Source organism: Microcoleus sp. MON1_C1, from assembly GCF_036701945.1.
Classification (GTDB): domain Bacteria; phylum Cyanobacteriota; class Cyanobacteriia; order Cyanobacteriales; family Microcoleaceae; genus Microcoleus.
Map to the genome: position 1 here is coordinate 217,778 of NZ_JAUBRO010000001.1, position 14,652 is coordinate 232,429.

Below are 14,652 nucleotides of genomic sequence, written 5' to 3' on the forward strand. Positions count from 1 at the left end.
ATTACCGGATTTAATTTTCATTAAATTAACACTACTTTATCTTGATTTTGTGTGATTCAGATCGTGTATTTTTCGCTCCCCAATCACAGCGAATATATACTAAGTGACAACGCCGCCGTGTTCGCGGGTGTCAACAAAAATCTTAAATGTAATATCTGTCTGGTGTGTGAATCCAGAATGATTTCGCTCCGCCCTTTTTAAGGGGGGATTGGAGCGATCGCACTCCGCCTAAAATACATAGGAGGGGATGGCAGCGATCGCACTGGGCCTAAAACAGGCAATTGAACGGGTTCTCAATCGCTGACTACCGTAACTTCACAGATAGTAGGAATAGATTCCGGTTCAGGCAAAATACGCACGCGGGCGAATTTTAAACCGCTGACTCCTTGCAGTGATTCTACCATGCCAGTCTGAACTTTTGGTTCTACCCAACCTTCGCGAGACAAGTAGCGCAAGTATTGTTGGTACTCTTCCCATTCGTCTTCGGTTGAATAAACTACCGTTAACATTCCTGGCTGGGTAATCCGCTCTTGTGCGTCTTTGTCAACGGCTTTTTCGATACGTTTTTTCACGAGTTCGTAGCGGATATCGCGAGTGCCTTTTACGTCAAACATTTTTTCGGTGTTTTCGTTGTGAAAAATGTCGATCGTGGTATTCTGCACTAAGACTAAATGGGCGAGTTCCATGTTAATTTGAGACTCGGCTTGCAGGCGAAAAACTGTGCGACCGCAGTCGCAAATTGCTCGCAGTTGTTCGTACCGCAAACTGTGCAGGTGAAACTGGCTAAATTTGGGGTCGATCGATTTTCCTACATAAATCATGTGATCGAGCCCGTCGGTGCATTCGATGTCGCAGTAGTGGGGAAGAATTTGCTGCATTTTTTCTTGCCAGCGGGCCCAAGTTTCTTGGAGTTTGGTGCCGATTAGGTTCAGCATTTGGTCGTAGCGGGTGCGATCGCTGTAAACGCAGTTGTGTTCGTTTTCACAGGCTGCTTGGTAAGCTTCAACGGCTGCCTGAACCCTGGGGTCGCACTGCACAAAATAGTCAAAATATACTTCTAAATGCTCGTTTAAATACTTGGCTGCTCGCACCTCCATATCGACTGTTACTTTTTGTTTTAAACGCTGAATGTAGTCGAGCAAGTCGAGCCGCAGTTGCTCGCCGAGGTGGGTAGTTTGTGTTTGACAAACGGCATCAGCTATGACTAAAGCTAAGCGGAATTGTTCGAGCAAATCAGTTTGAATGGCTCGGTTTCTTTCGTCGCTAGAACCGCGAATGTCCGAAATTCCGTACAGCGGATGAACGTCAGCAAATACGATTGTTTCTGGGGGCAGTCCCCAACTTCGCCTTTCTGCTTCTTGGGCGAACCGCCACTCGACTGCGGGGTGGATGTTGTGAATGTGGGTAAACCGCTCCTGGATGGCTTGCCGCAGGGCTGCAATGAAGGCGGGAATGAGTTCTTGGGCGTGTTGAGCGTCAATGCCGTTGAAGTGGTTGGGCCGATCGCACAACACCCCCACGACGCCCAAAATCCGCTGCCCGCACCCCTCGCGGCTGACAGATTTGACTACCAGGGGCACCAGCAGCATCGATCGAGTTCCCATTCTCCGCAAAGTTCGATCGCACTCGGTTTCGCACTCCCTACGCAAGTCTGGCACGTTCCAAACTTGATTTGCTGCTGTGGCCTTCAACAAGTGAGAAGCTTCTAGGGAGTGCATTGAATAAAGAATCGGCTGCAAATGTTGGCCGTCTTTTGCAACTAATAGCTGTACCTGTTCGCCGTCGAGGCGCAGCAGCAAAGTGCCGTCAGCATTGAAGAGCGATCGCAAACACCGATCGATTCTCTCAAATTTGTCAGGTCGCAGCATCGAATCTCGATCGATCAATAACTGAGTCAGACGGCGAATTTGCTCCTGCAGGGTGACATCAAAACCTTCTAGCAGCAGCAAACCTTCTACGCGGTAATTATCCAACTGCAATCGATCGGCTAACTTTTCCAGTTGATTCGGCTGCATCAGCCAAGCTTCCCGTTCCGCAACAGGCATTAATTTTAAAGGAACATCCGCAAATTCATCTATTGTTGAGTCAATCCGAGTAATTTTTAACTGTTCCGAACCGAGCCAAAATTCAATAAATCTGGGTTCTGGGTGTTTGGGGTTTTTTACACTCGCCGTGACAGGTTCGTCTAGCACCCGCAAACCGTCGATGTCAATTTGATAATATTGCTTAAATACCCAGTGCAAAAGATGGCGGCGGTACAATTGTTCTGCTGTTTTGCCGCCCCAATCCTCGAACAGTTCCAGCAGAGTGAGGTGGCTTTCTGCAAACCAACCGTTGGTAGATTGAGTTGCCAAAGACGTTTCCTCCCAACCGGCCAAGCGACAAAATGCCGCGTTAGCATAACGCAGGGCAAAAGTTCCCGGTTCCACTACTGCGATTAAAACGCGGCGATCGCCAAGAAATTGAAACAGTCGCTTTAAATCTTGTTTCCACGTTTTCAAGCGTTCCATTTCAGCAGATTGACTAGGTACTTGGCCGGCCAAAGCTTCCAGTAGCTGTTCTATACTTGGTTCGCTGGGCAGATTGTTACTGTCTTGCTCTTTTGGGGCGCTATCTGTAGCTGGCAGTGATTTTACGGAGTTGTTGTTGTTTTGAGGGGAAGACGATTTAGGAGTAGACATGAGTAAAACACCTGAAAGCAGTGGATTTTGCCAAAGAATATCAGCGATCGGCGATTATGGCTTTGTAAAGAGCTTAGATCCTGTTTGTAAAGTTTGTGTATGGGTATCGGAAACTGGGTTTTTTCTCGGACGATGGGCCCAGGGACTTTTACTTTTATTCACAAACAACCTCTCAGTCTCGACGTTATAGGTGATATTAACGTGTTTACTGCCTGGGGGGTAACACCCATTATAAGCGGTAGACAGTAGCGGATAGTGTCAGCAACTAATGCTATTTGACTCAGAGGCGAGATATATAGCAGGTTTGGGTTGAAGGAAGCACAGCCCTGGTAATTGGTAATTGGTAATTGGTAATTGGTAATTAATAATTGGCAAGCTGGCTGCTTGTCACTAACTTAGCAAATTGGCGACCAAAATTCCAATATTACTTGCTATTTGGCAAGGCAAGAATTAACATATATAATACAGCTAACAGGATTTTTGAAAGGACATAGTTATGGCTTTAAAGGTTAACAATCTCATTGGCGATGTGAATGGATTTCCTGTATTTGCTGGGGGCGGGCCACGTGTTTTGGCATTCGCTACACCCGATGAGATTGACTTAGATGACGGAAGTTTGTCGTCTTTTCCCTGGGGAGTTTGGGGACTCGACGGCAACGATACTATAGGAGGTTCGTCGGATTCCAACGAACGGCTGTTAGGTAATAATGGCAATGATGTGATCGGCGGGGGCGGCGGGAACGACATCATTTACGGTGGCAAAGATGCCGATCGAGTGGACGGAAATGAAGGCAACGACGTAGTTAGGGGCGATGCCGGAAACGACATTATTTTTGGAGGCTTCGGCAGCGATATCCTGCGGGGAGGACAAGGAGACGACGATTTAGAGGGCAATGATGGCAACGATTTCTTAGCAGGCGATCGGGGAGTTGACGTGCTCACGGGAGGCCCCGGTGGTGACATATTTGTGCTCAGAAGCAACGATGAAGCATTTGGTATAAATGGAGCCGATGTCATTACTGATTTTAAATTTGACGAGGGCGATCGCATCGGTTTGACGGAGGGTTTAACAGAACTAAACCTTTTCTTTGAAGACGACAATTTGATTGCTTACGATAATGACGGAATTATCAACGACATGGTGATTAAAAACATAATTACCGGACAGATTGTGGGGATAGTTCTAAACACGGACAACTTTGAACTTACTGGTGCATTTGAACAAGCGAGTCCGTTTGCATTGGCAGTTAACGGTTCTCAATTCCAGTTTTTAGCTTAGTTATGTGTAGGGAATTAGACGGGCTATAGAGCGAGATCCGGCTAGGGGACACGGCAGTGCCGCGTCCCTACAGATAGCGGGCAATCTATCTATACGCAACCGTACTTTGCAGAATAGATATTAAAACATTTATCCCTTTATAGATTTTTTAGGCTCATCATTATTCCTCAAAGCCGTCGAATCCTTGAGACGGAGGTTATTAATCGAAAAAGTCCAAAAGGGCGATCGCACCCTCTTCACCGTCCAACTAGCGATCCCAGAATACATAAAAACTCACATCTTATAGCAGTTTTAAGAACAGGCATCTTGCCTGTTCCACAATAGATGAATTTTAGGGCAGCAGTTTTAAGAACAGGCAAGATGCCTGTTTCACAATAGATGAATTTTGGGGCAGCAGTTTTAATAACAAGGAAGATGCCTGTTCCACAATATATGAATTTTCTTGTGGGGTGGGCTTCTAGCCCGCCCTGAAAAAATTATTCAAAAATTAGCAAAACATTAATCCAAACATCCGCATTTAGCCTTAAAATTAAAAAGACTGACTAGCCAACAATGCCCTATGTTTGAAGCCCTTGCCGATCGACTCGAATCCACCTGGAAAAAACTGCGCGGACAAAATAAAATCTCCGAGTCCAACATCCAAGACGCGCTCAAAGAAGTCCGCCGCGCCCTCCTGGAAGCCGATGTCAACCTCCAAGTCGTCAAAAACTTCATCGCAGAGGTAGCGGCAAAAGCACAAGGCGCAGAAGTCGTTTCAGGCGTCCGTCCAGACCAACAATTCATTAAAATCGTCCACGACGAACTCGTGCGCGTCATGGGGGAAACCAACGTACCCCTAGCCACCGCAGACTCCGGGCCCACAGTTGTCCTGATGGCTGGTTTGCAAGGAACCGGGAAAACCACAGCTACCGCCAAACTAGCGCTGCACCTCCGCAAACAAAATCGTACCGCACTGCTAGTCGCAACCGACATTTATCGACCAGCCGCGATCGACCAATTGCTGACCCTCGGCAAACAAATCGACGTACCAGTATTTGAATTAGGCAAAGACATTGACCCCGTAGAAATTGCCCGCCAAGGCATCGAGCACGGCAAAGAAATTGGCATCGATACCATCATCGTCGATACAGCAGGCCGCCTGCAAATCGACCAAGACATGATGGCAGAATTGGGGCGCATCAAACAAACAGTACAACCCCACGAAACGCTGTTAGTTGTTGATGCCATGACCGGCCAAGAAGCAGCAAATTTAACCCGCACCTTTCACGAACAAATCGGCATTACCGGCGCAATCTTAACCAAATTAGATGGGGACAGCCGCGGCGGTGCAGCCTTGTCAGTGCGGCAAATATCCGGCGCGCCGATTAAATTTGTCGGCGTCGGCGAAAAAGTGGAAGCCTTGCAACCATTTTATCCCGATCGCATGGCATCGAGAATACTCGGCATGGGCGATGTCTTGACGCTAGTAGAAAAAGCGCAAGAAGAATTCGACATCGCCGATGCCGAGAAAATGCAAGAGAAAATGCTCACGGCCAAGTTTGACTTTACCGACTTTCTCAAACAAACCAGACTGTTAAAAAATATGGGTTCCCTCGGGGGCATCCTGAAAATGATTCCCGGGATGAACAAACTCTCAGACGAACAAATGCGGCAGGGAGAAGTGCAGCTAAAACGCACCGAAGCCATGATTAATTCGATGACAGTTGAAGAACGCCGTAATCCCGAACTTTTAGCAAGTTCTCCGTCCCGCCGCCGCCGCATCGGCAAAGGCGCAGGCTACGCTGAAAACGACGTAACTAAGCTGGTCAGCGATTTTCAGAAAATGCGTACCATGATGCAGCAAATGAGTCAAGGCAACTTCGCCGGCATGGGAGGAATGCCCGGAATGCCCGGAATGCCCGGAATGGGCGGCCCCGGAATGCAGCCGGGTTCCCGTGGCTATATGGGTGCCCAGCAGAAGAAGAAAAAGAAAAAAGATAAGCCTAAAAAAGGTTTCGGACAGTTGTAGAAAGCGTCAAACATATTGCACTATTGTCAAAAAATTGTAGGGGCGGGTTCACCGATCGTAATTGCCTAAAACGCATAATTTCGTAAACCCGCCCCACCCCGTGCGAGAGTCCTTTAACTTTTTTTTGTTGCCGAGTTCAATCTAAAAAAAACTGGAATTGAATATGGTACAAATATTTACTGAACCAGAAACCATCTCTATAGAATTGCCTAACGCGATCGGCCTCTTTGTCACCCCAGAACAATTCGAGGCCCTAGCATTGGCAAATCCCGACTTGAGATTAGAAAGAAGTGCACAAGGAGAATTAATAGTGAATCCACCCACGGGAGGAGAATCCAGTAGCCGCAATCTCAGTATCAGCGGGCAACTCGGCAACTGGTGCGAAACACATGAACATTTAGGAGAAGGCTTTGACTCTTCGGGAGGATTCATCCTTCCTAACGGTGCAATCCGTTCTCCCGACGCTTCCTGGGTGAGTAGAACTCGCTGGGAGGCACTAACTCCAAAACAGCGCAAAGGCTTTGTTCCCCTGTGTCCAGACTTTGTAGTAGAATTGCGCTCGGCATCGGATAGTCTCTCCACCCTTCAAACTAAGATGCGGGAATATATCGACAACGGCGCAAGATTGGGCTGGTTGATTGACCCACAAAACCGGCAGGTAGAGATTTATCGACAGCAAGCAGAAGTAGAAATATTAATCAATCCTGCCGAGTTATCCGGGGAAGATGTATTGCCAGGATTTGTGTTGAATTTAAGGCGAGTGTGGCGTTAGATAGCTTTTGATACCAAATCCGCACAATCCCAGATTCCGCACCCCCCAACGGGCAGCGTACCCTGCAAAAGTGCGACTCGAAGTCGATCGTCAGAGACAATAGTGAATCAAAATATCGGAAATTATGTGTTACTGAGCATAAACCCGTTAGGAATTCCTAAACATTAACCTTGGGGCCTGAGGTAAATTTTATTAATTCATAAAATATCAAAAATCCTACCCAAACTAACTCTTAATTCTCAGCAGAATTGAGTTCGCATGATGAGAGTAGGCTTTTGGGCCGTTCCCACAAGAGATTCATAAAATTTATTGCGGCCCAACTAAATGGCAGGTCAGCTTACTACCCCTACTTTTATGCCTAATAGTTCGGTCGCCTTTTCGCTGTCTACAGGCTTAGAAAATAAATATCCTTGCCCCAACTCACACCCCAACTCTCGCAGTTTCTGTAGCTGTGTTGGCGTTTCTATGCCTTCTGCTACGATATCCATACCTCGGCTGCGAGCCAGCGTCACAATCGTCTGGATAATTTCTACGCCACAGTTATCTGCCCCAATGCGGCTGACAAAAGAGCGGTCAATCTTTAAGGTATCAATGGGAAACTCGTGTAAGCGGCTTAAAGAAGAGTAACCGGTGCCAAAGTCGTCGATACACAACTGAATGCCTAGAGCTTTTAGCTGCTTCAACATCTTTTCTTCCCTGGATACTGTTTCTAAAATGCAACTTTCAGTAATCTCTAGTTTTAGACAGTAACTGGGAATGCCAGTCTGCTGCAAAATGTCCTCAATTCGATTGAGTAGGTTTACTTGCTTGAGCTGCACGCCGGAAAGATTGACATTAATCGCCAAGGGAGGTGTGTGGGGAAACTGTTGCTGCCAAATACCGATCTGGTGACAAGCTTCCTGCAAAACCCACCACCCTAGTTCATTGATCAAACCAGTTTCTTCCGCCACAGGGATAAACTCGGCAGGCGGGTAGATAATGCCAGATGCGTGATGCCAGCGCACCAAAGCTTCAAAGCCACTCAGTTGCCCCGTAGAAAGGGAGACAATTGGCTGGTAGTGAACGCAAAATTCTTGTAGTGCGATCGCCCTTCTCAAATCGTTTTCCAACTGCAAGCGCGCCATCGCAACAGTTTGCATCGCTGGAGCGAAAACTTCGTAACGCCCTCTGCCTTGAGCTTTAGCATGATACATTGCGATATCCGCATCTCTGAGCACGTCTTCTGGGCGATCGTAACCCATTGTGCTAAAGATAATGCCAATGCTGATCTCGGTAAATACTTCATAATCATCCAAATTAAACGGCTGCCTTAATTGATGTTGGATGCGTTCAGCCACCCTGTTTGGTTCCTCAATATCTTTAATATCTTCCAGCAACAGCACAAATTCATCTCCTCCAAACCGGGCAACTGCATCTGTGTGGCGTAAACAAGCTTGCAGTTTACGAGCAACGCTTTTTAGTAATTCATCCCCAACCAAATGGCCGAGGCTATCATTCACTACTTTAAAGCGATCTAGGTCAATAAATAGCACCGCATATAAATAATCTTCACGTCTGTACGACAAGTCGATCGCCTGTTGCAGCCGATTCATAAACCAAGCGCGGTTAGGCAACTCCGTTAGCGCGTCGTGAAAAGCATCATGTCCTAATTTTTTTTCCCTTTCCAACAACTGAACTTGAGCCTGTTGAAGCTCGTTCACAGCTTGTGTAAGTTCAGCCGTTTGAGAAGCCACCCGTTCCTCTAACTCAGAAGTGAGTTTCTGCAAGGCGGCTTCCGCCTCTTTTCGCGCTTCAATTTCCTCTTTGAGAAGCACATTTTGCTCTTCTAGGGTCTTGGTCACATTTCGCAGTCTCAGGTGTAGTTGCACGCGGGCTAGGACTTCTTCTTGCTGAAAGGGTTTGGTGATATAATCTACTGCCCCCATTGACAGACCTTTAACCTTATCCACGCGATCGGTAAGAGCAGTCATAAAAATCACAGGGATATCTTTCGTTGCCACCGATGCTTTTAAGCGGTAGCAGGTTTCAAACCCATCTATACCCGGCATCATCACATCTAACAATATGATATTTGGCGAAACTTCTTGTAGCTTCTCAATAGCACTTTCCCCATCCTTAGCCACTAGAACCTTGAAGCCTGACTCCTTCAAAAAATCGAACAGAATTTTTAGGTTAGTCGGGTTATCGTCAACAATTAAAATTACATTTTCTTTGTTGTTAAACATTTTACTCCTTTAAATGTTTTTTTACAAAAGCTAGTAGTTTTTTTTCTTCAAAATTTTTGGCAAATTGCAAGATTTTATTAGCAAAGGGTAGATAGTTGGCGTCTATCTGCTTGAGTCTATCGGCTTCCTGCTCAACAACTTCAATATCGCCGATCCGAGCCGCATTAAACAGCGCTACCAGCTCAGTTGATGGTGGTATCACAAGCGCACCACTCTGAACATTTAACACATTAGTTAAACCTTCCCGCTGTTCGTTCCCTAAATCAGCAGGTTGGTCGTAAATCCATTCGATTTGCAAGTAATTCTTTAATACTTCCAGCAATTCGTCTACTTCGATAGGCTTTGACAGGAACTCGTTACAACCTGCTTCGTGGCTATTTTGGCGATCGAAGTTAAACACACTGGCGCTGGATGCTATCAAGATTACATCTTTAAACTCTGATGATTGTCGCAAGCGTCGCGACATTTCAAATCCATCCATTACTGGCATCACTAAGTCTGTAATTATCAGATCGGGGTTAAACTCAGCAGCTTTAGCTAAACCCTCTGTTCCATTACAAGCTTCCATGATTTGAAAACCTAGGGGTTCTAAAATCTTTCTAAGAAGAGAGCGATTTTCTAATCGATCGTCTACTAGCAGAATTTTGTTTTTATGGCCTTTAAATCCAGTTAAATTCATTGAAGTATTGCTCGAATTTGGCTCAATATATTCAGATGATTTAGTCAACTCTAAATCGAGAGAAAAAATGCTGCCTTGACCGAGTATACTCTCCACTTTTATTTCGCTTCCCACCATTTCAACAATTTTCTGTGCGATGGCTAATCCTAACCCAGTGCCTTCTGCCTTCTGTTGGCTATTTCCAACTTGTTCAAACGGTAAAAATATTTTTTCTAACTGTTCGGGGGCCATCCCAACCCCAGTATCTTGGATATGGAAACGAACTTTAGTAAGTGATGATTGGTCAGAGTCTTCCCCGTTACCTATTACGCCTACCTTAAAAATAACACCTCCTTTTTCTGTAAATTTAATAGCATTGCCCAAAAGGTTAATCAAAACTTGGCGCAGTCGTTTTTCATCAGCATTGACAGCGTTAGGAAGTTGATTTAATACTTGATAATTAAATGTAATTTCTTTTTGTTCGGCTCGGATGCGGCACATTTCCACAACGCCCATCAGAAAAAAAGGAAAATTAAAAGCTGAACTGTAAAGTTCCATTTTACTGGCTTCAATTTTAGAAATATCTAAAACATCGTTAATCAGGGTGAGTAAGTGCGAACCACATTGGTGAATAATTTGGATAGCATCTTTTTGTTTAGGAGTGGTAGTTTTATCGCGTTCCATAATTTGAGCGTATCCTAGAATTCCGTTCAGGGGGGTGCGGAGTTCATGGCTCATGTTCGCGAGAAATTCGCTCTTGGCGTGGTTAGCAGTATCAGCGGCAATTTTTGCCTCTTTTAGCTCACTTGTCCGTTCTTCTACTCGATTTTCTAGCTCTGAGTTGGTCTTTTCTAAAGCAGCAAAAGACTCGCGCAATTGCTGTGCCATTTGGTTAAAAGATTGAGCGAGAATTGCCAGTTCGTCTATACCATTTACCTCTACTTTTTGGTTTAATTGACCGCTAGCGATCGCTCTACTCGCTTTACTCAAACGAAAAATAGGATGGGTAATCCAGCGGGAGGCGAGGATTCCTAACAACGTCGCCAGCACTAACGCTAAAACGCAGAGTAGGATAGTGCTCCGGGTATTGGCATTGATTTGCTCCATAAAGTCGGCTTCTGGAACAACTACAACAATCAGCCAATCAAGACCTCGACCATCTTGGAAGGGGGATACTTGCACGAATTCCCGCTGACCATTTAGGATGAAGTCTAGTTGCTGGTTGCTGCTAATTTCGGTGAAGTTACCAAAGCGTTCTATTAAATGCTGCGCTGTACCTTTTATCAAAGGGACGCCGCTTTTAATCGCTTTTAATCTTTGTGTTTTTTTGCCATCTTTGCTGTTAAAAAATGGCTTCTCGGCGGTGGAAGAAGCCACTAGCAAGCCAGAGCGTTCTATGATGAAAGTCTTTCCCGATCTACCAATTTTTAAACTCTGGAGAAACTCGCCGATTTGTGAGAGGAACAAATCGGTACTTACCACTCCTATAAAAGTCCCCTTTTTGTCGTAAACAGGTTGGCTAGCCGAGATTCCTAGGCTAGGTTGAATATAATATTGATAAATTTTATTCCATTGGGGTTTGCCTGCAACTTTTGCGGCTTTATACCAGGGTCGAATGCGGGGATCGTACTCGGGGTGGGTTTCCTTAAACTGAGTCGGGTTGCCCTCTCTATCTGCCCTGATGATCGTATTAAGAAAATTAGTAGATTTATCGGTTATTTCAATAACAACAGTGCCATCATCCTTATATCCAGCACCCGCATATTCTTTTCTTTCCCCTCCAAAACTAATGTAACTAACGGTGGGAAATTGCTTGAGCTGCCAGAAGAGGTAACTTCTCATCGCACCCATATTGTTTGGATTCCACAACCCAAAGCGGCGAATGGCATCAGCGCTGATGCCATTGACTAAATAAGGCGTTTCCAAATAAGTGTTTAGTTGTTGATTGATGCGGGCGAGTACCTCCGTTCGTAATTGGCTAGTAACATTGTTGACGGCCGTTTTGCCGTTGCGTAGCGAGAGCCAACCTGTCAGTCCGACAGCAACAAAGATTTGCAGGACGAATGGTACGACTAAGACGAGGCGCAGCGGGATTTTTTGAGGGCTTTTTGCAACTTCGTCCTCACTTGCGATTAGTGTCATGGCGGAGTCATTTTAGTATTTGGATTGTATCAATAACAACAGTCGCTTACCCTTGGTCATTTAAAGCGATCTCTAGGGAAATTCTTGATTCCCTCTATATTAAGTACACCTCCATTTACTTGTAGGCCAAGACCTCAATATGAAGTTATTTAAGCATACAATTATATTCAGGACTTAGGCACTATACGGTCTGAAACCCAGAGCCATCCTGACCCCCAGAGCCACCCTTAAAAAGGCGCGAACCACTCCCGGGAGAAACCGCTTCAAAAGGGGGAACCGCTCCCGGGAGCCACTTGAAAGCCCCTTAGTCAAGGCATTGGGGGGATCTGGTAAGTCCTAATACTGTTGAGTGCATAGTGCCTAAATCAACCCTAAACTCAACTTTGCCATTAGTTCAGGTTGAATCAGATGCGAACCTTAAAAAGATTTGGCGGGCGATCGCCGGAAACGTAGGGGGCTGAGCGAGATAGCGTTGAAATCCGCTGTTTGGCAGTTTTGTTTTTTCTTCCAGGGATACGTCTAATCTCCAACACCCCATCTAAAAACGACAGTCGCACCCCCGGAGGCGAGAGATGCAGTTCAACAGCCTTAAACTCTCTCCAACTTAATCAGTCAATTAAGATATAGCAATCCTAAATGAGTCGTAAATTTTTGACCCCACCCCAACCCTCCCCTTATCAAGGGGAGGGAGTAAGAAATTCACAAATGATTTAGGATGGCTATAGGTTCATCAAGCCTTTCTAAAATTGTTTGTAAATTTGTTGTCATCCCAACCCCTGCTTACTCAATCTAATCTTAATTAGATTTGCGTTTATGGGTGTTCATCTGCCCGCATCTGCGATCGCAATTATTGCTGTCCCAAAGTTCCCTTGTACTCGTCGGGTACAAATTCCGTAACCACTTGGCCGCCACCGCCGTCGCCTTTGACAATCACAGTTTGATTTTTCAACTCTCCCGCCGCCCTCGGCCCAGTCAAATTAAACACCGGATTTAGTTGCTTGTAAACCACATTTCCTTCGGCGTCGAAAGTCTGGTTAGTTAAATACCACGTTACGCGATCGGTATTTAATTGAGCTTGACGTTTTTCCCCGATTCCTACTACATTTCCAGTCAAATAAAAGATTTTTTTCTCTAAATCTCCCCGCCCCGTATCCCCAGTCATCGTCACCTTTTCCACGCGGTGAAAAACCTTCACAGGCCCGGGCGATATCACAGATTGCGCCGGAAAATTCCAACTCATCAAACTGCTTTCTATTTGCAGCGGCGGGTCTGATGGCATCAACTGAGCGTTTTGCGTTAGCGTTGCTATCTTAGTTTTTAAGTCTACATCTACTTTGTCGGCAAAACCGCTATCTGTTACTATTTTATCTTTGTATCTGTCAATTTGAGTCGGTTGGTCGCTGTTTACCTTTTGTTGATCCACAAACCACACTAAGTGCTCGGTTCGCAATTGCAAAGCCGGATCTTTAACATTCGCCACTACAGATCCGAATAACTCCATTCTCTTAGCCCTACTGAAAACCCGCGCTTCCTTCGCTGAAGCCGTCACCTGTTTGTTCTCTCCCGTCAAATTGTTGCGGACAACTAAAACATCCTCCTTTGGTCGCCACTCCAACTCATTTCCGCGCAATACCACTCCATTTTTTAGGTCTTTAGCGACTATGTTACCTTTGAGAAAAACTTGATTTCCTTCCTGAAATACCTGCCCCGTTTCTCCCTGAATGTCGTAAATTTCTTTGCCGTCCTGAAACAATTTGCCCACGGGTTTCTGAACGTTAACTATCTTTTGGTCTTTGCTGTAAACGGCATTTTGCGAGTTTACTTTCCAGAACGTCTCGCCCTTTTCGTTTGCTTGTTCTAGAGTTACTTTGTTTAAAGTTAAAGTGCTGTTTGACTGTTGAGCAGTTTTGAGATCCTCCGCTAATTTGTTTTTTTGAGTCTCTTGCGGAACCGCACAAGCACCAATCCCCAAAATCAGTGCTGATAAAAATAGCAGCATCAATTTTGGGGATTTGAAATTGGGAATTTGGGATTTGAGATTAATCATTGGGAAGGGGGAATTGGTAATCGGTAATTGGGAATGGGGAATTGGGAATTGGTAATTGATAATTGGGTATTGAAAAACACTTAATCAAAAATTAAAAATGTGTCATGCTTTGTCTAAATTTTTAACTTCTAATTCTTAATGATTCAACCCATCAACCATCACCTATTAACCCTTACCAATTACCCATTACCAATTCCCTATCTGTCGTCGTGTTCCTCCATCAAGCTCAGACCCGACAAAGGGCGGTAAGCATAATTAGGGCGCGATGTTTTTTGGATGTCGTCCTTAATCATTTCCAAATCGATATAGCGATCGGCTACATTAATCAAACTGTCGCTCGTCATCGATCGCAAACTCACCACCTCCACCCGCACACCGCGATAGCTCACAGCGTCTACAGCATAAGCCAAATCGCCGTCACCGCTGACCAAAACCGCCGTGTCGTAAGACCCCACTAAAGCCATCATATCCACAGCGATTTCTACATCTAAATTCGCCTTCTTAGAACCATCTGGCAACTGTACCAAATCCTTAGAAATCACCCGGTAGCCGTTGCGGCGCATCCACAGCAAAAACCCCTGCTGTTTCTCGTTAGTGCGATCGACACCCGTGTAGAAAAAAGAGCGCAGCAGCCGCGAACCCGCAGTTAAACGGCACAGCAGCTTAGTGTAATCAATCTCAATTCCTAACTGCAAAGCCGCGTAAAAAAGGTTAGAACCGTCAATAAAAATTGCTACTCGACCGCGATTTTCTAGAACCTGTTCCGGCGTAAAAAGATCGTTGCTTTCTATTCTATTCAACATGATTGTTATGCCTCAATTTTTATGAAAGATTGGTAAG

8 protein-coding genes are annotated in these 14,652 nt (G+C 45.4%); 3 read left to right on the plus strand and 5 right to left on the minus strand.

The annotated features are described in order from the left end of the window. Window positions 1–293: 293 nt before the first annotated feature. Window positions 294–2,681, minus strand: coding sequence for a GAF domain-containing protein (locus tag QUA62_RS00830; RefSeq protein WP_333401967.1), 2,388 nt, complete (start codon window positions 2,679–2,681; stop codon window positions 294–296). A 496-nt stretch (window positions 2,682–3,177) separates the two neighbouring features. On the opposite strand from QUA62_RS00830, the gene QUA62_RS00835 reads away from it, so the two are divergent. From QUA62_RS00835 to QUA62_RS00845, 3 genes are all read left to right on the plus strand, one after another. Beyond that, window positions 3,178–3,960 (plus strand): calcium-binding protein, encoded by a 783-nt coding sequence (locus QUA62_RS00835; RefSeq protein ID WP_333401968.1) that lies wholly within the window; start codon window positions 3,178–3,180, stop codon window positions 3,958–3,960. A gap of 559 nt (window positions 3,961–4,519) precedes the next feature. Then, window positions 4,520–5,968 carry a signal recognition particle protein gene (gene ffh, locus QUA62_RS00840; RefSeq protein ID WP_333401969.1) on the plus strand — a complete coding sequence of 483 codons (1,449 nt, stop codon included), beginning with the start codon at window positions 4,520–4,522 and terminating at the stop codon, window positions 5,966–5,968. Window positions 5,969–6,131: 163 nt separating this feature from the next. Then, window positions 6,132–6,740 (plus strand): Uma2 family endonuclease, encoded by a 609-nt coding sequence (locus QUA62_RS00845; protein ID WP_333401970.1) that lies wholly within the window; start codon window positions 6,132–6,134, stop codon window positions 6,738–6,740. Between the two features lie 332 nt (window positions 6,741–7,072). Here QUA62_RS00845 and QUA62_RS00850 read toward each other — a convergent pair whose 3' ends face one another. The 4 genes from QUA62_RS00850 to QUA62_RS00865 all read right to left on the minus strand — a co-directional run bounded on the left by QUA62_RS00850 (window position 7,073) and on the right by QUA62_RS00865 (window position 14,615). After that, window positions 7,073–8,965 carry an EAL domain-containing protein gene (locus QUA62_RS00850; RefSeq protein ID WP_333401971.1) on the minus strand — a complete coding sequence of 631 codons (1,893 nt, stop codon included), beginning with the start codon at window positions 8,963–8,965 and terminating at the stop codon, window positions 7,073–7,075. 1 nt (window position 8,966) lies between these two features. Further along, the gene (locus QUA62_RS00855) at window positions 8,967–11,765 is read right to left on the minus strand and encodes an ATP-binding protein (protein ID WP_333401972.1); all 2,799 of its coding nucleotides are present in this window, start codon (window positions 11,763–11,765) and stop codon (window positions 8,967–8,969) included. Between the two features lie 847 nt (window positions 11,766–12,612). Further along, entirely contained in the window at window positions 12,613–13,812 is a 1,200-nt protein-coding gene (lptC, locus tag QUA62_RS00860) for an LPS export ABC transporter periplasmic protein LptC (RefSeq protein WP_333401973.1), read from the minus strand. A 197-nt stretch (window positions 13,813–14,009) separates the two neighbouring features. After that, window positions 14,010–14,615, minus strand: a complete 606-nt coding sequence (locus QUA62_RS00865) for a LabA-like NYN domain-containing protein (RefSeq protein ID WP_006631885.1) — start codon at window positions 14,613–14,615, stop codon at window positions 14,010–14,012. Window positions 14,616–14,652: the final 37 nt, after the last annotated feature.

What these genes read in the sequence shown, in the direction of transcription:
- QUA62_RS00835 (WP_333401968.1), top strand. Translation starts at nt 3,178, where the DNA reads ATGGCTTTAAAGGTTAACAATCTCATTGGCGATGTGAATGGATTTCCT.
- QUA62_RS00865 (WP_006631885.1), bottom strand. Translation starts at nt 14,615, where the DNA reads ATGTTGAATAGAATAGAAAGCAACGATCTTTTTACGCCGGAACAGGTT.
- QUA62_RS00845 (WP_333401970.1), top strand. Translation starts at nt 6,132, where the DNA reads ATGGTACAAATATTTACTGAACCAGAAACCATCTCTATAGAATTGCCT.
- QUA62_RS00830 (WP_333401967.1), bottom strand. Translation starts at nt 2,681, where the DNA reads ATGTCTACTCCTAAATCGTCTTCCCCTCAAAACAACAACAACTCCGTA.
- lptC (WP_333401973.1), bottom strand. Translation starts at nt 13,812, where the DNA reads ATGATTAATCTCAAATCCCAAATTCCCAATTTCAAATCCCCAAAATTG.
- ffh (WP_333401969.1), top strand. Translation starts at nt 4,520, where the DNA reads ATGTTTGAAGCCCTTGCCGATCGACTCGAATCCACCTGGAAAAAACTG.
- QUA62_RS00855 (WP_333401972.1), bottom strand. Translation starts at nt 11,765, where the DNA reads ATGACACTAATCGCAAGTGAGGACGAAGTTGCAAAAAGCCCTCAAAAA.
- QUA62_RS00850 (WP_333401971.1), bottom strand. Translation starts at nt 8,965, where the DNA reads ATGTTTAACAACAAAGAAAATGTAATTTTAATTGTTGACGATAACCCG.